Source organism: Pseudomonas sp. GD03862 (assembly GCF_029840855.1).
Taxonomy (GTDB): domain Bacteria; phylum Pseudomonadota; class Gammaproteobacteria; order Pseudomonadales; family Pseudomonadaceae; genus Aquipseudomonas; species Aquipseudomonas alloputida.
In genome coordinates, this window is the sequence record NZ_JAOCDI010000022.1 from 1 (window position 1) to 18,590 (window position 18,590).

Annotated in this window: 18 protein-coding genes; 8 read left to right on the forward strand and 10 right to left on the reverse strand. The window is 64.4% G+C overall.

What is annotated here, in order from left to right:
* The first annotated feature begins 90 nt into the window (after positions 1 to 90).
* Positions 91 to 1,005, forward strand: coding sequence for a histone deacetylase (locus tag N5D53_RS15500; RefSeq protein WP_004576004.1), 915 nt, complete (start codon positions 91 to 93; stop codon positions 1,003 to 1,005).
* Positions 1,006 to 1,153: 148 nt separating this feature from the next.
* Positions 1,154 to 2,392 (forward strand): TIGR03862 family flavoprotein, encoded by a 1,239-nt coding sequence (locus tag N5D53_RS15505; RefSeq protein ID WP_266022684.1) that lies wholly within the window; start codon positions 1,154 to 1,156, stop codon positions 2,390 to 2,392.
* A 105-nt stretch (positions 2,393 to 2,497) separates the two neighbouring features.
* On the opposite strand, the gene N5D53_RS15510 is transcribed toward N5D53_RS15505, so the two are convergent.
* The 5 genes from N5D53_RS15510 to N5D53_RS15530 form a co-directional block, all read right to left on the reverse strand.
* On the reverse strand, positions 2,498 to 3,829 hold the full coding sequence (locus N5D53_RS15510; RefSeq protein WP_190869954.1) for a DEAD/DEAH box helicase: 1,332 nt from the start codon (positions 3,827 to 3,829) through the stop codon (positions 2,498 to 2,500).
* A gap of 55 nt (positions 3,830 to 3,884) precedes the next feature.
* Positions 3,885 to 4,805, reverse strand: a complete 921-nt coding sequence (yedA, locus tag N5D53_RS15515) for a drug/metabolite exporter YedA (RefSeq protein WP_004576856.1) — start codon at positions 4,803 to 4,805, stop codon at positions 3,885 to 3,887.
* Between the two features lie 139 nt (positions 4,806 to 4,944).
* On the reverse strand, positions 4,945 to 5,556 hold the full coding sequence (locus tag N5D53_RS15520; RefSeq protein WP_020192908.1) for a 3'-5' exonuclease: 612 nt from the start codon (positions 5,554 to 5,556) through the stop codon (positions 4,945 to 4,947).
* Between the two features lie 9 nt (positions 5,557 to 5,565).
* A complete protein-coding gene (locus tag N5D53_RS15525) occupies positions 5,566 to 6,045 on the reverse strand; it encodes an NYN domain-containing protein (RefSeq protein WP_004576858.1) in 480 nt (159 codons plus the stop codon).
* Between the two features lie 160 nt (positions 6,046 to 6,205).
* Positions 6,206 to 6,964 (reverse strand): DUF2076 domain-containing protein, encoded by a 759-nt coding sequence (locus tag N5D53_RS15530; RefSeq protein ID WP_190869953.1) that lies wholly within the window; start codon positions 6,962 to 6,964, stop codon positions 6,206 to 6,208.
* Positions 6,965 to 7,131: 167 nt separating this feature from the next.
* Between N5D53_RS15530 and N5D53_RS15535 the strand changes: the two genes are divergently transcribed.
* Both N5D53_RS15535 and N5D53_RS15540 read left to right on the forward strand, forming a co-directional pair.
* Positions 7,132 to 7,788 (forward strand): YciC family protein, encoded by a 657-nt coding sequence (locus N5D53_RS15535; RefSeq protein ID WP_019438909.1) that lies wholly within the window; start codon positions 7,132 to 7,134, stop codon positions 7,786 to 7,788.
* Positions 7,789 to 7,873: 85 nt separating this feature from the next.
* Positions 7,874 to 8,392 (forward strand): hypothetical protein, encoded by a 519-nt coding sequence (locus N5D53_RS15540; RefSeq protein WP_190869952.1) that lies wholly within the window; start codon positions 7,874 to 7,876, stop codon positions 8,390 to 8,392.
* 69 nt (positions 8,393 to 8,461) lie between these two features.
* Here the strand turns inward: N5D53_RS15540 and hrpB are convergent, their stop codons facing one another.
* Complete coding sequence (hrpB, locus tag N5D53_RS15545; RefSeq protein WP_279840526.1) at positions 8,462 to 10,990, reverse strand: ATP-dependent helicase HrpB; 2,529 nt, start codon at positions 10,988 to 10,990, stop codon at positions 8,462 to 8,464.
* Positions 10,991 to 11,106: 116 nt separating this feature from the next.
* Between hrpB and N5D53_RS15550 the strand changes: the two genes are divergently transcribed.
* On the forward strand, positions 11,107 to 11,526 hold the full coding sequence (locus tag N5D53_RS15550) for a polyribonucleotide nucleotidyltransferase (protein ID WP_190869920.1): 420 nt from the start codon (positions 11,107 to 11,109) through the stop codon (positions 11,524 to 11,526).
* Between the two features lie 22 nt (positions 11,527 to 11,548).
* On the forward strand, positions 11,549 to 12,421 hold the full coding sequence (locus N5D53_RS15555) for a cation diffusion facilitator family transporter (protein WP_279840527.1): 873 nt from the start codon (positions 11,549 to 11,551) through the stop codon (positions 12,419 to 12,421).
* A 27-nt stretch (positions 12,422 to 12,448) separates the two neighbouring features.
* On the opposite strand, the gene N5D53_RS15560 is transcribed toward N5D53_RS15555, so the two are convergent.
* Positions 12,449 to 13,285 (reverse strand): DUF6515 family protein, encoded by an 837-nt coding sequence (locus N5D53_RS15560; RefSeq protein WP_266022692.1) that lies wholly within the window; start codon positions 13,283 to 13,285, stop codon positions 12,449 to 12,451.
* Positions 13,286 to 13,680: 395 nt separating this feature from the next.
* Here N5D53_RS15560 and N5D53_RS15565 point away from each other — a divergent pair, with 395 nt between their 5' ends.
* Both N5D53_RS15565 and N5D53_RS15570 read left to right on the forward strand, forming a co-directional pair.
* Positions 13,681 to 14,157 carry an Lrp/AsnC family transcriptional regulator gene (locus N5D53_RS15565; RefSeq protein WP_003249795.1) on the forward strand — a complete coding sequence of 159 codons (477 nt, stop codon included), beginning with the start codon at positions 13,681 to 13,683 and terminating at the stop codon, positions 14,155 to 14,157.
* Positions 14,158 to 14,210: 53 nt separating this feature from the next.
* Positions 14,211 to 14,414: a DUF2788 domain-containing protein gene (locus N5D53_RS15570; protein ID WP_003249787.1), complete on the forward strand. Its 204-nt coding sequence runs from the start codon at positions 14,211 to 14,213 to the stop codon at positions 14,412 to 14,414.
* A 113-nt stretch (positions 14,415 to 14,527) separates the two neighbouring features.
* Here N5D53_RS15570 and N5D53_RS15575 read toward each other — a convergent pair whose 3' ends face one another.
* The 3 genes from N5D53_RS15575 to N5D53_RS15585 form a co-directional block, all read right to left on the reverse strand.
* Positions 14,528 to 15,160 (reverse strand): pseudouridine synthase, encoded by a 633-nt coding sequence (locus tag N5D53_RS15575; protein WP_049586600.1) that lies wholly within the window; start codon positions 15,158 to 15,160, stop codon positions 14,528 to 14,530.
* Positions 15,161 to 15,166: 6 nt separating this feature from the next.
* The gene (gene amn, locus N5D53_RS15580) at positions 15,167 to 16,630 is read right to left on the reverse strand and encodes an AMP nucleosidase (protein ID WP_014592520.1); all 1,464 of its coding nucleotides are present in this window, start codon (positions 16,628 to 16,630) and stop codon (positions 15,167 to 15,169) included.
* A 105-nt stretch (positions 16,631 to 16,735) separates the two neighbouring features.
* Positions 16,736 to 18,388 carry an acyl-CoA dehydrogenase family protein gene (locus N5D53_RS15585; RefSeq protein WP_190869919.1) on the reverse strand — a complete coding sequence of 551 codons (1,653 nt, stop codon included), beginning with the start codon at positions 18,386 to 18,388 and terminating at the stop codon, positions 16,736 to 16,738.
* Positions 18,389 to 18,590: the final 202 nt, after the last annotated feature.

Sequence of the window (18,590 nt, forward strand, 5' to 3'; positions counted from 1 at the left end):
AAGGGCCGGTACCGGCGCAAGAAACAGGTACTCCCATTGCAGTCACCCGTCATGGCAAGATCAGCACTGGCCCTGATTGCGACCCCATCCATGCCGTTGCCGCTGATCTACCACGAAGATTACAGCCCGGAGTTCCCCGCTGAACACCGCTTCCCGATGGACAAGTTCCGCCTGCTGCACGACCACCTGGTCGGCAGCGGGCTGACCACCGACCAGGCCCTGCTGCGCCCGGACATCTGCCCCAACGACATCCTCGCCCTGGCCCATGACCGCAGCTACATTGAGCGCTACATGAACGGCGAGCTGTCGCGCGAGGACCAGCGCCGCCTCGGCCTGCCCTGGAGCGAGGCCCTGGCCCGGCGTACCGTGCGCGCCGTCGGCGGCTCACTGCTGACTGCCGAGATGGCGTTGCAGCACGGCATCGCCTGTCACCTCGCCGGTGGCACCCATCACGCCCATTACGACCACCCCGCCGGCTTCTGCATTTTCAACGACCTGGCGGTCATCAGCCGCTACCTGCTGGAAGCAGGCCGGGTACACCGGGTGCTGATCTTCGACTGCGACGTGCACCAGGGTGACGGCACCGCGCGCATCCTGCACGACACGCCCGAGGCCATCACCGTGTCGCTGCACTGCGAGCAGAACTTCCCCGCCCGCAAGGCACAAAGCGACTGGGACATCCCCCTGCCCCGAGGCATGGGCGACACTGCCTACCTGAAGGTGGTGGACGACGCCCTCAACTACCTGCTGCCGCTTTATCAACCCGACCTGGTGCTGTATGACGCCGGTGTCGATGTGCACAAGGACGACGCCCTGGGCTACCTGCAGCTGACTGACGCAGGCGTTGCCGCCCGTGACGAAGCCGTGCTGCGCCACTGCCTGGGCCGCGATATCCCGGTGATGGGCGTGATCGGCGGAGGCTACAGCAAGGACCGCACAGCCTTGGCCAGACGCCACGGCATCCTTCACCACAGCGCGGCACGTGTCATAGGTTGTTCACAATGACTGTGGAACCGCTTGTGGATAACCTGCGCGAAAGGCGCTGTAGCCCTTTACTGGCAAGGCCTGCATGACACTGACTATTTTTTGATCAGTGCTTCCGTGGGCAGCGCTGCGGTAGAATGCGCCTCTTTTCCACAGCCTGCTGCCCACCATGCCTGATCTGACCCCCGCATCCCCTCCCCCCGCTGTCGTCATCGGTGGCGGCCCCGCCGGCCTGATGGCTGCCGAAGTACTGGCCAAGGCAGGCCTGGCGGTCGAGGTGTTCGATGCCATGCCTTCAGTGGGCCGCAAGTTCCTGCTGGCGGGTGTCGGGGGCATGAACATCACCCATTCCGAGCCCTACCCGGCGTTCGTGGCACGCTATGCCGAACGCCAGGGCGAAATCGGGGCCTTGCTACGCGACTTCGATGCGGACGCGTTGCGCCAGTGGATTCATGGTTTGGGCATCGAAACCTTCGTCGGCACCTCGGGCCGGGTGTTCCCCACCGACATGAAAGCCGCACCGTTGCTGCGTGCCTGGCTCAAGCGCCTGCGCGACAACGGGGTAGTTATCCACACCCGCCATCGCTGGCTGGGCTGGAACACCGATGGCAGCTTGCGAATTGCTTATCCACAGGGCGAACGGCAGGTGAAAGCCTCGGTCGTGGTGCTGGCGCTGGGTGGCGCCAGCTGGGCGCGCTTGGGTTCTGACGGCAGCTGGCAACCGCTGCTGGCAGAACGGGCTGTGGATATCTCGCCTTTGCAGCCGAGCAACTGCGGTTTTGAAGTAGAGGGCTGGAGCGCGCTGCTCAAGGACAAGTTCGCGGGCGCACCGCTGAAGAACATCGCCCTCAGCGTCCCGGGCAGCCCAGCGCGCAAGGGCGAGTTCATCCTCACCGCCCAAGGTGTGGAAGGCAGCCTGGTGTATGCCTGGTCGGCACCGGTACGCGAGGCCATCCACCGTGAAGGCCGCGGGGTGTTGTTGCTCGACCTGCTGCCGGACAAGCCTGTGGACAAGATTGCCCTGGCACTGGCCAAACCGCGCGGTTCACGCTCCATGGCCAAGCACCTGCACAGCCAGCTGGGGATTGATGGGGTCAAGGCCGCACTGCTGCGCGAACTGACCGATCAGGTGACCTTTGCCGACGTAGATGCTTTGGCTCGGGCCATCAAGGCATTGCCCATCACCCTGGTACGCACGCGGCCGCTGGATGAAGCGATCAGCAGCGCCGGCGGAGTACGCTTCGAGGGCCTGGATGAGGGGTTGATGGTCAAGGGCATGCCGGGGGTGTTCTGTGCCGGCGAGATGCTGGACTGGGAGGCGCCGACCGGGGGGTATCTGCTCACGGCGTGCTTTGCCAGCGGCTTGCGCGCCGGGCGGGCAGCGGCAGATTGGGTGCGGGCTTCCTGACAGCTTGCCGGGGCGGCTTCCACAAGTACTGCGTCAATCCAGATTGTGCAGCCCATGTGGGAGCGGCCTTGCGTCGCGAAAGGGCCGCAAAGCGGCCCCAAAACCTCAAGGCCTGCGCTTGCGCGGCCCACCATTGAAGCTCGGCACCTTGCGCACAGCCTTCACCGCTGGCTCCGCACTGCCAGCTTCACTGCTGTCCATCCAGCGCCCCAGCCCGCGCTTGGCGCTGTTTTCTTTCGGCTTCTTGGGCTTCTTCGGTTTCTTGATAACCTGCCCACTGGCATCGGTCATCGGCACCCGGTGCTCGGGGATGAAATCCGGCTCTTCATGACGCGGCAGGGTCTGCCGGGTCAGCACCTCGATAGCCGCCAGCAGTTGCACTTCATCCGCACACACCAGCGAAATCGCCTCGCCCTTGTTGCCCGCCCGCCCGGTACGCCCGATGCGGTGCACGTAGTCTTCGGCAACGATCGGCAGGTCGAGGTTGACGACCAGCGGCAAGTCATCGATATCCAGGCCACGGGCCGCCACATCGGTCGCCACCAGCACTTGCACCTCACGGGCCTTGAAGCTGTCCAGCGCACGCTGGCGGGTCGCCTGTGGGCGATCACCGTGGATGCCGTCGGCATTCACGCCTTCAGCCAGCAAGCGCTCCACCAACTGATCGACGCCATTGCGGGTCTTGGCGAACACCAGCACCTGCTTCCAGCGCTGCTTGCGCAGCAGGTGGCAGAACAGGTCGGCCTTGCGCTTCTTGTCCACAGGCACCAGCCACTGCTTGACGCTGGTGGCCGTGGCGTTGCGCGGGCTCACTTCGATACTGAGTGGGTCATTCAGCGCCAGCCCCGCCAGCATGCGAATCTGATCGGAAAAGGTGGCGGAAAACAGCAGCGTCTGGCGCTTGCGCGGCAGTGCCGCATACACCGACTGCAGTTCTTCGGCAAAGCCCAGGTCAAGCATGCGGTCGGCTTCATCCAGCACCAGGGTCTGCACCTGGTTGAACTTCACGGCGTTCTGCCGGAACAGGTCGAGCAAGCGGCCAGGGGTAGCCACCAGCAGGTCGACACCCCGGCGCAGGCGCATCATCTGTGGGTTGATACTGACCCCGCCATACACCGCGTAAGTACTCAGCGGCAGGTTCTCGGCGTATTCGCGCACGTTGTTGTGCACCTGCTCGGCCAGCTCGCGAGTGGGTACCAGCACCAAGGCGCGGATCGAGTTGCTGGCCACCTTCTCGCCCTCCAGCGCCAGGCGCTGCAGCACAGGCAGGGCAAAGCCTGCGGTCTTGCCGGTACCGGTCTGGGCTGCGGCCATCAGGTCGCGGCCGGCCAGCACGGCGGGGATGGCTTTGGCCTGCACCGGGGTTGGGGTGGTGTAGTCCAGTTGCTGCAACGTACGCAGCAGCGGTTCGATCAGGCCGAGTTTGGCGAAATTCATGGCAATACCGTCAGGGGGTTCAGCGAAGGCGGCAAGTTTACCGCATCGCCCCTGCCTACTTGCAGATTTCACCTTTCAACGGTTGCACAGGTTCAGGCGCCTTGCGCCACTGCGGCAGGCCGATCAGCACCACCGCACCGATGATCACTGCCATCGCCACACACTCTTCAGCGCCAATCTGCTCACCGGCAAAGACGATCCCCAGCAGCACCGCCACCGCCGGGTTGACGTAAGCGTAGCTGGTGGCCGCTGCCGGGCGCACGTGCTTGAGCAGGTACATGTAGGCACTGAACGCCAGGATCGAACCGAAGAACACCAGGTAGGCCAGCGCCCCCCAGCCAGCGGCGGTCGGCAGCTGTGTCATGCGTTCGCCCGATAGCACACTGCCCAGCAACAGCACCGCACCCCCGACCAGCATTTCCGCTGCGCTGGCCATCGGCCCCTGGGGCAGCGGCAAGGTCTTGCTCCACACCGAGCCAAACGCCCAGGACGCCGCCGCGAAGATGATCAGCGCCGCACCTATCGGGCTTGCCTGCAGATTGGAGCCCAGGTTCAGCAGGCCGATGCCCACCAGCCCAAGGGCTATCCCCGCCCACTCTAGCTTCGAATTGCGGTGCCCGAACAACAGGCCGAACAGCAAGGTGAACAGCGGCACCGTCGCCACCGCCAAAGCCGCCACGCCCGAAGCCACGCCGGCATGCTCGGCCACGGTCACCCCGCCGTTGCCACAGCTGAGCAACAAGAAACCGATCGCTCCTGCCGCCCGCCATTGCGGCCAGGTAGGTGCCGGCACGCCGCGCCAACGCAGGAAGCCGTACAGCAGGCCACCGGCGATCAGGAAGCGCACACCGGCCATGAGCATCGGAGGCCAGCTCTCGACGCCGATGCGAATGAACAGGTAAGTGGAACCCCAGACCAGATACAGGGCCAGGAAGGCGCCAATCAGCAGCAGCGGGAAACGACGGGAGGCAGGCATGGGGGAAACTCGAAATCCGTTTACGGGTGCCTCAGTTTAACGGCCTGCCTGGGTGAAGGGACGTTACAGAACGGGTTCAATTGAGCGGCACAATTCTGGTGCGTTCGACGTAGGCGACCCTCCCCCCGACGTTCACTGGCTAATCCCTGCAGTACTTGGCCAGCGCTTCGCGCAGCTTCGCAGCCGGGGTTTTCTGCAGCCGGCAAAGCAGCTCGTGCGACAGTTGCTGAACCCCATGGTCCTGGCGCAACACACCCGCCAGATGCTGCAGCAGGTTGGCGGCCATTTCGGCATCGGCCATGGCCCGGTGCGCAGTCCCCGTGTCCGGCAACCCAGCCCAGCGTGTCAAAGTGCCCAGCTTGTGGTTCGGCGCGGCGGGCAGCAGACGCCGTGACAGCAACAGGGAACACGCGAAGGGCTGGCTGCGGCTGCGGCCAATACGGCCCAGCTCGTAGTCCCAGAACTTCTGGTCGAAAGCAGCGTTGTGCGCCAACAATGGGGTGCCGCCGACGAACTCGGCCACCTCGTTCATCACTTTCTCCACCGGCGGCGCACTGCGCAGCATGGCGGTGGTGATGCCGGTCAGCCCTGCGACGAAGGCCGGCACCGGCACGCCGGCATTCATCAGGCTCTGGTAGCGCTCGACAATGCGCCCACCCTCAAGCATTACCACCGCGACCTCGGTGGCACGGCAGCCGGTACCGGGGGAAATGCCGGTGGTTTCAAAGTCGATGACAGCGATACGTTCCATGAAAAGACCTTAGTGTTTGAGCAACAGCGCGCCTTCGATGGGCACGTAGCGGGTGGCAGCACGGATCAGTGACAACGCCGTCAGCCCCGGCACGCCATACACCACCGCTTCGGTGCCATGGCGCTGGATTACCCGCTCCAGCAGCAGGTCGAAATCACCGTCGCCGGAGGCCAGCACCACCTGGTCGACCCGGCTGGCCGCGTCGATCACATCCAGGGTAATGCCCACATCCCAGTCACCTTTGGCCGAGCCATCGCTGCGCTGGATGAAGGGTTTGAGGCGCACATCGAAACCGAGGTTGCGCAAGATCTGCTGGAACTGCTGTTGTTTGCTGTCGCCACGGTCGATGGCATAGGCCACGGCCTCGACGATCTGGCCTTCGCGGCTGACATCGGCCCACAGGGCGGTGTAGTTGAAATGGCAGCCGTGGGCCTGGCGCACGGTGTAATAGAGGTTCTGCACATCGGCGAACAGCGCGATCTTTTTCACCTGGGAACCTCATTTTTGGCCTGGAGTGCCGGGGGGCTGCTGCGCAGCCCTTCGCGGGCACGCCCGCTCCCACAGGTATCGCGCGTACACCTGTGGGAGCGGGCGTGCCCGCGAAGGGGCGCAAAGCGCCCCCGGAAATGCCAGCAGTATGCCAGACCTGTCAGACGTAAGAATCGTCGTCCGAGAAGAACCCGCCGTCATCGCTGCCAAAACCACCGTCGGCGTATCCACCCTGGTCACTGCCCCAGCCACCGTTGTCAGCCACTTGCTGCTGCCCGCCCTGGTCGTTCCAGCCGCCACTGTCGCTGGCTGGCACCGGCTCTTCCTTGATGACCTCGACCACTTCCTCCGGTTGCGAGTTGTGGTTGAACAGGCTGCTGATACCCTGCGCCAGCAGCACACCACCGGCCACACCGGCGGCGGTCTGCATGGCCCCACCAAGGAAGCTGCTGGCCCCACTGCGCGCAGGCGCGGCGCCATAGCCAGGCTGCGGCGCCTGAGGTTGGGCGAAACTAGGTGCCGACGGCTCGCGCCAGCCACCACCGGACGCTACAGGGGGCACCGAAGGACGCTGTGGCTGCACCGCCGGTGCTGCGTTGCGCCCACCCGAACCAAAGATGCTGGACAAGAAGCCACCCCCGCCATTGCTCGGCGCACTGCTGGCGGCTTGTGCCGCCTGAGCCTGGGCACGGGCCTGCTGCAGCTCGGCTTGCAGCTGCTTGTTCTGTTCGTCGAGGCGCTTGATCGCGGCCTCCTGTACCAAAATCGCCTGGGCCATGTAGTAAGGCGCCGCCGGTTGCTGACGCACGTGCTGCTCGATGCACGCCTGGGCTTGCGCGTCACGCGGCTGGCTCGGGTCTTCGGCTTGCTTGAGGCGGCCGAACAGGCCGTCGATCAGGGTTTGTTCTTCAGTGTTCATGGGGCGACCTCGTGGGGTAGCGGGACATCGGACAGCGTCAAAGATGGGGCGTACAGGCGCGGGATTCAATCACTGCTGCGGTGAAACTTTTTTCAGCAAGTGACAGCTCCAGGCCTGCTTTGGGCTAAAGTTAGGCCCCTGTTTTTACTGCCATGCGATGTTGACTGATGAATCCGCTGAGCGTTCTGCGCGACTCCCTGTACTTCTTCCGCCGTCACCTGCCAAACATCCTCCAGCTGTGCCTGCCGCTGGTGGTGGTGGAAGCCCTGCTCACCCAATTGCTGGACCGGCAGCTGGGCGACCAGGCATCACCGGCCTACGGCATGCTGGTCAGCCTGTTGTTCTACCCGCTGTACAGCGCAGCCCTGATCTTGTACCTGGACACACGCAGCAACGGCCAGGAAATCGCCAAGCGCGACCTGTTCGCCCGCGCCCTTCAACTGTGGCCGCAACTGGCCCTCCTAATCCTGATCAGCTCGCTACTGATCATGGCCGGCCTGGCGCTGTTCATCTTCCCGGGGGTGTGGATCATGATCAACCTGGTGTTCGCCGAGTACCTACTGGTGCTGCGCGGCCGGCCGGTGGTGCAGGCGATGCGCGAAAGCGCAAGCATGACCACCGGGCATTTCATGCGCATCATGATCTGCGTCTTAGGCGTGCTGGCACCGATCTGGCTCATCGACGGGCTGCTGTTGATGGCCTTCCCCGAGCCATCACCTGGGATGGAACTGGCCATGGACAGCCTCAGCGGCTTCCTGCAGCTGTTCAGCACCGTGGTGCTGTACCGCCTGTTCATGTTGCTGGAAGGTGAAGCCCGCACCTGAGGCCACCGGGGAATGTTTTCGGCCTGCCGGCTGCCCAGCCCTGGCGCCAGAGTGCACATCCTCAATGCTATTCAAGGAGTGCACCATGAACGAAACCATTCAGGCCGGGTACGCCAGGTCTTTTCGCGGCAAGCTGTACATGCGCACCGTAGACCGGGACATCCCGCTACGCCTCAGCCGCAGTACAGACAAGTTCGGCTGGGGTATTACCCCTGAGGATGACTGGTTGCAGGCGGGGGGAAGGCAGGACTCGCCGGTGATGGACTTTCATTACCACTCGCGGACCAACGATCGCCTGCACTACCGCATCAGCATGCCAGGGCGCCCGGAGACCAAGAAACTAGGGGTCAGCCGCAATGGCTATCTGGGCTTCTACTGGCATGCAGACGTTAGCGAATACTGGAAAATCGAGCCGCTGGCGCTGACAGATGAAGGCCTTGTCTGCCATCTGCGCGACCAGCGGGGCTACAGGGTCGGCGCCCTCACGGATACGCCGCACAGGAGTGGAGAGTGGGTAGCCTGGCTCAACGTCGAGGAAGGCGAAGTGATCACGTTCCTATTGAGGCAGGCAGATCGAGCTGCACTGGCGGGTGCAATACGATGAATGGCACGACCACTGACACGTTGTGGCCAGCGCATGATTTTTTCGGCCTGCCGCACTCGGTGGTGTGCATCAGCTCCCTCTCGGCTTGGCCCTGGCGGTAGCCTCGGCCACCAGAGGGTCGTCCGGCCAGTAGTGCTTCGGATATCGCCCTTTCAGGTCTTTCTTCACCTCGGCATAGGTCGTGCGCCAGAAACTGGCCAGGTCCTGGGTCACCTGCACCGGCCGACGCGCCGGTGACAGCAGGTGCAGCTTGACCTGCTGCCGGCCATTGGCGATGCGCGGGGTGTCGGCAAGGCCGAACAGTTCTTGCAGACGCACGGCGAGAATCGGCGGGGTTTCGCTGTAATCCAGGCGGATGTTCGAGCCGGACGGCACGGCCAAATGCGCCGGGGCCTGTTCTTCCAGGCGTTGCGGCAGCGGCCAGGGCAGCAGGTTGCGCAGCATCGACGGCAAGTCCAGCGCGGCAAAGTGGCTGAGGCGCGATACTTTGCTCAGGTAAGGCTGTAACCAGTCTTCCAGGCTGGCCAGCAGGGCCTCGTCCCCCAGGTCAGGCCATTCGCTGTGGCCATCCTTCTGCAGGTCGAGCTGACGCAGCAGCGCCACACGTGCCTGCCATTGCCGCAGTTCCGGCGTCCAAGTCAGCAGGTTCAAACCTTTGCGCCGGACCAGGCCAAGCAGCGCCCGGGCCCTGGCTTCGTCATCCAGCCTGGGCAGCGGCTCACGGCTGAGGACCAGTTCGCCAACCTTCACCTGGCGCTCGGCGCGCAACACCTGCTCGCGCTCGTCCCAATCGAGGATATCGACCCGCTCGACCTGCTCGGCCAGTACACCCTCGAGCAACGCCGGATCGAATTCGGCTGCCAGATAGATCCGCTCCTCACGCTGCCCCTGGCGGCTACCCAGGTCGGCGATCACCAGCCATGGGCACTTCATCAATGCATCGACTTCGCCAAACAGGGCCGCACGGCCGTTGGCCAGCCGATACTCCGCCCCACCCGCCCGGCGCTGCTGGGCGACCCGGTCAGGGTAGGCCAGCGCCAACAGGGCGCCCAGCCAGCGTGGGTGGTCCGGGTCGGCGACCGGCGCACCGACCTTGCCACGCAACAGGCCACGGTATTGCCGGGCCAGCTGACGAGCACGCTGCACACCACCCTGGCCGCCACGCGCTGCCTTGCTCTCACCGCTGACCAACGCAAGCCGGCTGTGCAAGTCGGCACCACCGCCACGCTGAATGTCCCGCTCCCCCAGCAGTGCAGCCACATCGCATGCCATCTGTGCCAGGCCCAGGTCCTGGCCGCGCAGCAACAAGTGCGCGATGCGTGGGTGAGCCGGCAGTTCGGCCATGGCCTGGCCATGTTCGCTGAGGGTGTCGCGGCTGCCCGGCTTGAAGGCGCTGAGTCGCGCCAACAGGTCCTGTGCCTGGGCGAACGCTGCAGCCGGTGGCTGATCGAGCCAGCGCAACTGCTCGGGCGTTACACCCCAGCGCGCCAGCTGCAGGGCCAGCCCGGCCAGGTCGGCCTGGAGAATCTCGGCACTGCCATGGGCGGCCAGCTGGTCATGCTGGGCCTCGGACCAAAGGCGGTAGCACACGCCGGGCTCCAGGCGGCCGGCACGCCCCGCGCGCTGGGTGGCGCTGGCGCGGGAAATGCGCTGGGTGTCCAGGCGGGTCATGCCGCTGCCGGGGTCGAAGCGCGGCACCCGGGCCAGGCCTGCGTCGATCACCACGCGCACGCCATCGATGGTCAGGCTGGTTTCGGCGATGTTGGTGGCCAGCACCACCTTGCGCAGGCCCTTGGCCGGCGGGTCGATAGCGGCGCGCTGGGCATTGAGGTCGAGCTCGCCATGCAGCGGGCACAGCAGAATCTCGGGGCGCGTCCCCAGCGCCTCCTGAAGGCTTTGGTGAACCCGGCGGATCTCGGCTTGCCCAGGCAGGAACACCAGCACGCTGCCGGCCTGGTCAGCCAGCGCATGCAGCACGCAGTCCACCACCCGTGGCTCGATGAACTCGCCTGGCTGAAACTGCCGCCCCCAGCGGATATCCACCGGATGCATGCGGCCTTCGCTGCTGACCACCGGGGCATCGTCCAGCAACCGCGACAGGCGCTCGCCTTCCAGGGTCGCGGACATCAGCAGAATCTTCAGTGGCGGGTCGTCACGCAGCAACTCGCGGCCGTTAAGGCTCAGCGCAAGTGCGAGATCGGCATCCAGGCTGCGCTCGTGAAATTCGTCGAAGATCAGCAGGCCCACACCTTCCAGCGCCGGGTCGGCTTGCAGGCGGCGTGTGAGGATGCCTTCGGTCACCACTTCGATACGGGTTTTCGGCCCGACCTTGCTGTCCAGGCGGATGCGGTAACCCACGGTTTCCCCAACCTGCTCGCCCAGCTCACTGGCCAGCCGCTCGGCCGCAGCCCGCGCAGCCAGGCGCCGAGGCTCGAGCATGAGGATGGTCTGCCCGGCCAGCCACGATTCGTGCAGCAGCGCCAGTGGTACGCGGGTGGTCTTGCCAGCGCCGGGCGGCGCTTCAAGCACCACTTCGTGACGGTTCTCCAGAGCCTGGCGCAGGGCGGGCAAGGCAGCATCAATGGGTAATGAAATCATGGTGGTCCTCGAACAGTGTCGCGAGTATAACGGCGAACCCAGCCTGCTCTATCATGGTCTTAACATCAGGTGCAGGCGCTTCGCTTGTCCTGCTGAACACCTTCTCGGAGATTTACATGCGCATCTCGACCCGCGTCATCGGTGGCGCCCTCATCGCCACCCTGCTGACTCAACTGACGGCCTGCGGCACCATTTTCTACCCGGACCGGCGCGGCCAGATCGGCGGCAAGATCGACCCTGTGGTTGCTGCAATGGATGCCATCGGTATCCTGTTCTACGTGATCCCGGGGCTCATTGCCTTCGGCATCGACTTTGCCACCGGCGCCATTTACTACCCAGGTGGCCGCACTGCCCAGGTTGACCCGGCCAAACTGCAGGAAGCCGTCAGCCCCGATGGCAAGGTCGACAACCTGAAGTTGCAGGCCATTCTGGAAAGCGAACTGGGCCAGCGCCTGCCGCTGAGCGACCCACGGCTGATCCAGCACCGCGGCAGCATCGAACAACTGGCCAGCCTCGGTCTGGTCCCGGCAGCCTGAGCCACAAGGACACTGACCACGGATGATCACTACCCCGGCTGAACACCAGCGCCTGCTCCGCCTGGCCACGCGCGCGTCCCTGGTGGTGGCCAGCATCCTGGTGCTGAGCAAGGCGCTGGCCTGGTGGCTGAGCGGGTCGGTGAGCCTGCTGGCCGGGCTGACCGACTCGGCACTGGACGCCGTGGCCTCGTTCCTCAACCTGCTGGCGGTGCACTACGCCCTGCGCCCGGCCGACGACGATCACCGGTTCGGCCATGGCAAGGCCGAGGCCTTGGCCGGTATGGCTCAGGCGCTGTTCATCGGTGGCAGTGCGGTGCTGATCGGTGTGCAGGCGGTCGAGCGCCTGTACACCCCGCAACCGCTGGGTGATACCTCCATCGGTATCGCGGTGATGCTGCTGTCGCTGGTGCTGACGGTCGCCCTGCTGGCGCTGCAGTACAAGGTCATCCGGCTCACCGGCTCCACTGCGGTACGGGCAGATTCCCTGCACTACCGTTCTGACTTGTTGCTCAACGGCAGCATTCTGCTGGCCCTGTTGCTGACGCGTTTTGGCTGGCCACAGCTGGATGCGCTGTTCGGCCTGGGCATCGCCTTTTACATCCTCTGGAGTGCGTTGCAGATTGCCCGCGAAAGTACGGCGATCCTGATGGACAAGGCCTTACCCGGCGATGTTGGCGAGGACATGACCGCGCTGGTGCTGGCCGTTGCAGGCGTGAAAGGCGTGCATGACCTGCGCACGCGCGTGTCGGGCAACCAGTGGTTTGTGCAACTGCACCTGGAACTGCCGGGGCAACTGCCGCTGCATGAGGCGCATAGCTTGTGCGTGGAAGCCTCGCGGGTGATCCGCCAGCGTTACCCACAGGCAGACGTGATGGTGCACGCCGACCCGGTATGAGGTAATTAATCCCTACCCCTGCAGGGTTCAGTTGATGCTGTAACCCCGACCACTGAAACAGGCCCCCAGCGCCCGCTGGTAGTGGCTGAGCACAGTGGCCGCCGGTGCGTACGTCGCCGTCGCCGGGTCGAAGCCCGATTGGCTCACCGCCCAGCGATGGCACTGGTAGCGGTCCTGCTCCTGCTGTTCCTGACCCTGGCCATACATCGGATAAGCCACCACGTCATACCCGCCATTTGCCGGGGCCACCGGCACGGGCGACGGCACGCCGACCGGCGGATTGACCACCACATATTCCTGGCTGTCTGCCAGGTACTGGTAATAGGTATCGGCCACCAGAAAGAACAGCGCACCACCCAACCACACTTCCCGCGCATAAGGCGGCAGGTAATTGACCCGCACGCCGTACGGCGGGGTCACCACGATGTAACTGCCCCCGTGCGGGCGGTACCAGTAACCCCCCGAGTAGAAATAGTCAGCGCCCCGGTAGGGTACTTTCCAGTAGCGCTCAGGAAAATGATCCACCGTGTGCCCTGGGCGATACTGCGGCCCAGGCCCCCAGCCATTGCCATGGCCATCCGGGCGCCCCAGCCAGTCGCCACCGGGCCGTTGCCCCGGGCCACCGGTTTGCCAGTGGTGATCTTCACCGTGGCGGCGGGGGATGTCCTGGTAATACCCCTGGCGCGGCGGTTGGGTCTGGCGCACTTCGTCGCGCGAGTTGAGCGAGCGCCCCGGTCCACCCTCACCTTGCACCTGCTGGCCACGTTCACCGTGCCCCTCGCCGGGCCCTTCAGCCAAGGCCCCAAGGCTGATGCTCAAACCCAGTAAACCAACACCTGCCAACTGCCAGATGCGCGACGTCATGGTGTTCCTCTCGGTAGAAAAAACTGCAACCAACGCCAGTCTACCGTGCCCACCCCACAGGCCAATTAAAATTCCCGATATGAAAAAAGGGAGGCCACAGGGCCTCCCTTCAGGAATTGTCGTCCGTGCTCGGCACTTGTGGCGCCGGCTCACCTCACACCGTCTTCTGGAGGGTGTGTAGCCCGGGGGCCTGCAGATCCTGTTGGATGGCTGGCCGCGACCGCCCGCCTAGGGCGCGTCGCCGTGGACTGATGTCCGGGCAGTGATTCTGGTGATAAAGATACCGGACGGGTTGCGACAGAGGATTGCGAAGATTGCTCAGATAAATAGCACTTGCGCAATTTTTCACCCTGGATTGATAATTCGCAGCAATCCGAACAGAAAAGGCAAATGCCATGAGCAAACTTGACCGCTACGACCTGAGCATCCTCGCCGAATTGCAGCGCGATGCGCGCATTTCCAACCAGGAACTGGCCGAACGCATCGGCCTGTCGCCATCGCCATGCTCGCGTCGGGTCAAGCAACTGGAGGACGACGGCTACATCTCCCGCCAGGTGGCCCTGCTCGACCGCAAGAAGCTGGGCCTGAGCCTGACCGCCTATGTGTTGATAGGCATGGACCGCCACACCCCGGAGCGCTTTGAAACATTCGAGGCCGCCATCCGCAACCTGCCACAGGTGCTCGAATGCAGTCTGGTCACCGGCATGGATGCCGACTATCAGTTGAAAGTGGTGGTGCCGGACATGGACCACTACCAGAAACTGCTTCTAGGCAGCCTGACCCGTATCGAAGGCGTCACCAGCGTGCGCTCGAGCTTCGTGCTCAACCAGGTACTGGCCAGCACCGAGCTGCCATTGACCCACCTACGTTAATTGCTTACCCAGCCGACGTATAATCGGACGCTCAACCCGCCTGGAGAACACCGATGGATCCCGCCGTATTCGAAGAATGGATGATGATCATTCTGGTCACCGTGTTGATCGGTTTCATGGGCTTCATCGTCTGGGACCTGGCAAAAAAGTCCAAGGCGGGCAAGTTCGGGACGCTGATCCTGTTCTTCGTGCTGGGCCTGGGGGTGCTGGCCTTCATCATCAAAAGCGTGGTGGTGGGGTTTCTGGAAGGCGTATAAAACATTTCAGGGCCATTCGCGGGCACGCCCGCTCCCACAAGTTGGGCGCTGCCTTCAAGTACTGCACCGTCCCTGTGGGAGCGGGCGGGCCCGCGAACAGGCCCTGACCTGAACTAAAGCCTGGCAGGGACCTCCCGCCAGCAACCCTGCTCCAGCCCATCCAGCGCCCAGTCACCAATCCGCACGCGCACCAGGCGCAAGGTCGGCAAGCCCACTGCTGCCGTCATCCGCCGCACCTGGCGGTTACGCCCTTCGCGAATCACCAGCTCCAGCCAGCTGGTCGGCACACTTTTGCGAAAGCGTACCGGCGGGTTGCGCGGCCACAGCTCGGGTTCTTCCAGGCGCCGCGCCTCAGCCGGCAAGGTCGGCCCATCGTTCAGCTCCACGCCATCACGCAAGCGCTGCAACTGCTCGTCACTCGGCTCACCCTCCACCTGCACCCAGTAGGTCTTGGCCAGCTTGTGCTTCGGATCGGCAATCCGCGCCTGCAACCCGCCATCGTTGGTCAGCAACAGCAAGCCTTCGCTGTCGCGGTCCAGCCGCCCGGCCGGGTATACGCCCGGAATGTCGATGAAGTCCTTGAGCGTCGCGCGCCCTTCACCGTCGCTGAACTGGGTCAGCACGTCGAACGGTTTATTGAACAGGATCAGGCGCGGCTCGGCGGGTGGCGCCTTGGCCTGGCGACGCGGGCCGGCGGCAGGCCGCGCCTGAGGGCGGCGCGGCTTGTTACGGGGTGGCAGTGACATGAATCCTCAGCGGAACGGCGGCTCATCGAAGCTGCGCAGTTTACGCGAGTGCAGCGAGTTGAGCTCGGTGCGCAGCAAGTCGAGGGCAGCAATGCCGATCTTCAGGTGCTGGCTGACCGCCCGGTTATAGAAGGCGTTGGCCGAACCTGGCAGTTTGATCTCGCTGTGCAGCGGCTTGTCGGACACGCACAGCAAGGTGCCGTAAGGCACGCGCAAACGGTAGCCCTGGGCAGCAATGGTGCCGCTTTCCATGTCCACCGCCACGGCACGCGACAGGTTGATCAGCGGGCGTTCCTGAGCCCAGCGCAGCTCCCAGTTGCGGTCGTCGTAGGTCAGCACGGTGCCGGTGCGCAGGCGCTTTTTCAACTGCTCGCCACGCTCGCCAGTGACCTGCGCGGCGGCCTCCTGCAAGGCCATCTGCACTTCGGCCAGGGCCGGGATCGGGATATTCGGCGGCACGACCCGGTCGAGAATGCCGTCACGGCGCATATAGGCGTGTGCCAGCACGTAGTCGCCGATGGTCTGCGACTGCCGCAGGCCGCCGCAGTGGCCGATCATCAGCCAGCAATGCGGGCGCAGCACGGCCAGGTGGTCGGTGATGTTCTTGGCGTTGGACGGGCCCACACCAATGTTGACCAAGGTAACGCCATCGCCGTCGGCGGCGATCAGGTGGTAGGCCGGCATCTGGTAGCGGTGCCAGACCACGCTCGCCACCAGGGCCTGGGTTTCGCCATGATCCATGCCCTTTTCGATCACGACGTTGCCCGGCAGCACCATACGCACGAAGCGCGGGTCGTCACGCAATTGTTCCAGGCCATGGCTGATGAACTGGTCGACATAGCGGTGGTAGTTGGTCAGCAGGATCCACGGCTGTACATGGCGCCAGTCGCTGCCGGTGTAGTGCACCAGGCGGCGTAGCGAGAAGTCGACGCGCGCGGCATCGAACAACGCCAGTGGCATGATTTCAGCACGGTCCCAGTCGTACAGGCCATCAGCGATGTTGTCGGTGGCCGCCGACAGGTCGGTGCTGGGGAACACTCGCGCCAGCTGCGCAGCGGTAATGCCGCTACCGGCCAGCTCGTCGCCCTGGTCGACCACATAGGGATAAGGGATGTTCTGCTCGCTGACGCCGACTTCTACCGTAACAGTGTAGTCATGCATCAGCGGGCGCAATTGCTCCAGCAGGTAGCCACGGAACGCAGCGGGCTGGGTGACGGTGACGCTGTAGGTGCCGGCAACCTGGACCTTGGCATAGGCGCGGGTGGTGGCGGCGACTTCGCCATGGCTGTAGTAGGTCAGGCGCAGTGCCGGGTAGCGGAACAGGTCGCGCTCATCGGTATCGGGCTCGGTACGGTCCTTCAGGTAACGCTTCAGGGCCTGACTCAGGGCACCTGTGGCCTGTTCATGCAAGGCCGCCAGACGGTCGACGGCCTGTTCGGGGGTATCAACGACTACAAAAGCGTGGCTCACACTGTGCTTCCTGTCTGGACATGCATGTGATCCATCTTGCCTGCCTTCTTGGTTAAATACACCCCCATTGATCGGTGTTGGGTTCATTCGCGGGCAAGCCCGCTGCTACAGGGGCCAGGCAGGCGTAGCCCTTGTGACCAATGCCATCACATCCACACCTCGCGGCAGCGCCCCGTACACCCGGCCACCACCGGCCAAGCGGCTGCCGATAAACGCATCACTGACCTCCGTATTCCCCGCCTCCAGCAGCAGCTTGGCCTGCAACGCCAGGGCAATATCCTCGGTCAGTTGCCGCGCGCGGTACTGCATGTCGCCGGTGTCGGCAAACGCCCCCTTGAGGTTGCCGATATGCGCCGCCAGGCGCGGGTCGCCATGCCCGTCACCCAGCTCGACAAACAGTGCATCGAGTACGCCCGGCTCCTTGGACAAGGCCCGCAGCACATCCAGGCACTGCACGTTGCCCGAGCCCTCCCAGGTCGAGTTGACCGGTGCCTCGCGGTACAGCCGTGGCAGAATGCTGTCTTCCACATAACCCGCGCCACCCAGGCATTCGGCGGCCTCGTTGATCATGGCCGGCGCACGTTTGCAGATCCAGTACTTGCCCACCGCCGTGACCAGCCGGGCAAAATGCGCCTGTTGCGGGTCGTCCAGTTGCTCCAGCGCCTGGCCCATGCGCAAGCTCAAGGCGAGCGCAGCCTCGCTTTCCAGGGCCAGGTCGGCCAGCACGTTCTGCATCAATGGCTGCTCGTTCAGCACCCGCCCGCCGACCTTGCGATGCGCGCAATGGTGGGCCGCCTGCGTCAACGCCTGGCGCATCAGTGCGCTGGAGCCGACCATGCAGTCGAACCGGGTCATGGCGACCATCTCGATGATGGTCGGCACGCCGCGTCCCTCTTCGCCAATCATCCACGCAAGCGCACCGCGGAACTCCACCTCGCTGGAGGCGTTGGAGCTGTTGCCCAGCTTGTTCTTCAGGCGCTGGATATAGAACTGGTTGCGGTTGCCATCGGGGCGGTGGCGCGGCAGCAGGAAGCAGCTCAGGCCTTTTTCGGTTTGCGCCAAGGTCAGGAAAGCGTCGCACATCGGCGCCGAGCAGAACCACTTGTGGCCAACCAGCTCATAGGCCTGCCCCGGGCCCGGCGCACCGACCGGATAGGCCCGGGTAGTGTTGGCGCGCACATCGGTGCCGCCCTGCTTTTCGGTCATGGCCATGCCCAGGGTGACCCCGGCCTTGTGCCGGTCGCCAACGTTGCGCGGGTCATATTCGCAGGCAAGGATTTTCGGCAGCCAGTATTCAGCCAGCTCAGGCTGCAGGCGCAATGCCGGCACGGCGGCAAACGTCATGGTCAGCGGGCAGCCGGTGCCGGCCTCGGCCTGGCTGTGCAGGTAGGTCATCGAAGCCCGTGCAACATGGGCGCCAGCACGGGGCTCGGCCCATGGTAAAGAAGGCAGGCCATGTTCGACGGCGGTACGCATCAACTCATGGTAGGCCGGGTGGAACTCGACCAGATCGATGCGATGGCCATAGCGGTCGTGGCTGCTGAACTCGGGTTTGTGCGCGTTGGCCAGGAAGCCTGCCTGCATCAGCGGGCCGCCGGCCAGGGCACCATAGGCGTCGATCCGCGACTCGGCCCAGCCCGCGCCAAAACGCCTTGACCATTCTTGCAAGGGCAGGTCGAGGCGGTACAGGTTGGCACCGTCGAGCGGCGGCGGCTGGTTGGTGACTTCGTGGGTTTCAGCGTACTGGTGCAGGCTCATCGGGGGGCTCCTGGATCCGGGTAGGCTTGAGAGTCCCAGTGAAGCACTGCTTGCGGGGTAGTCAAAGGGGTATTAATGACTAAACGTGTGGTTGCTGGCGTGCGCGCGCGTAGGTGGCGGCAACGGTGAACGGCGGGTGGATATCGGCCAGCAGACCCGGCCCTTTCGCGGGTGAACCCGCTCCTACAACGACCTGTGCTGT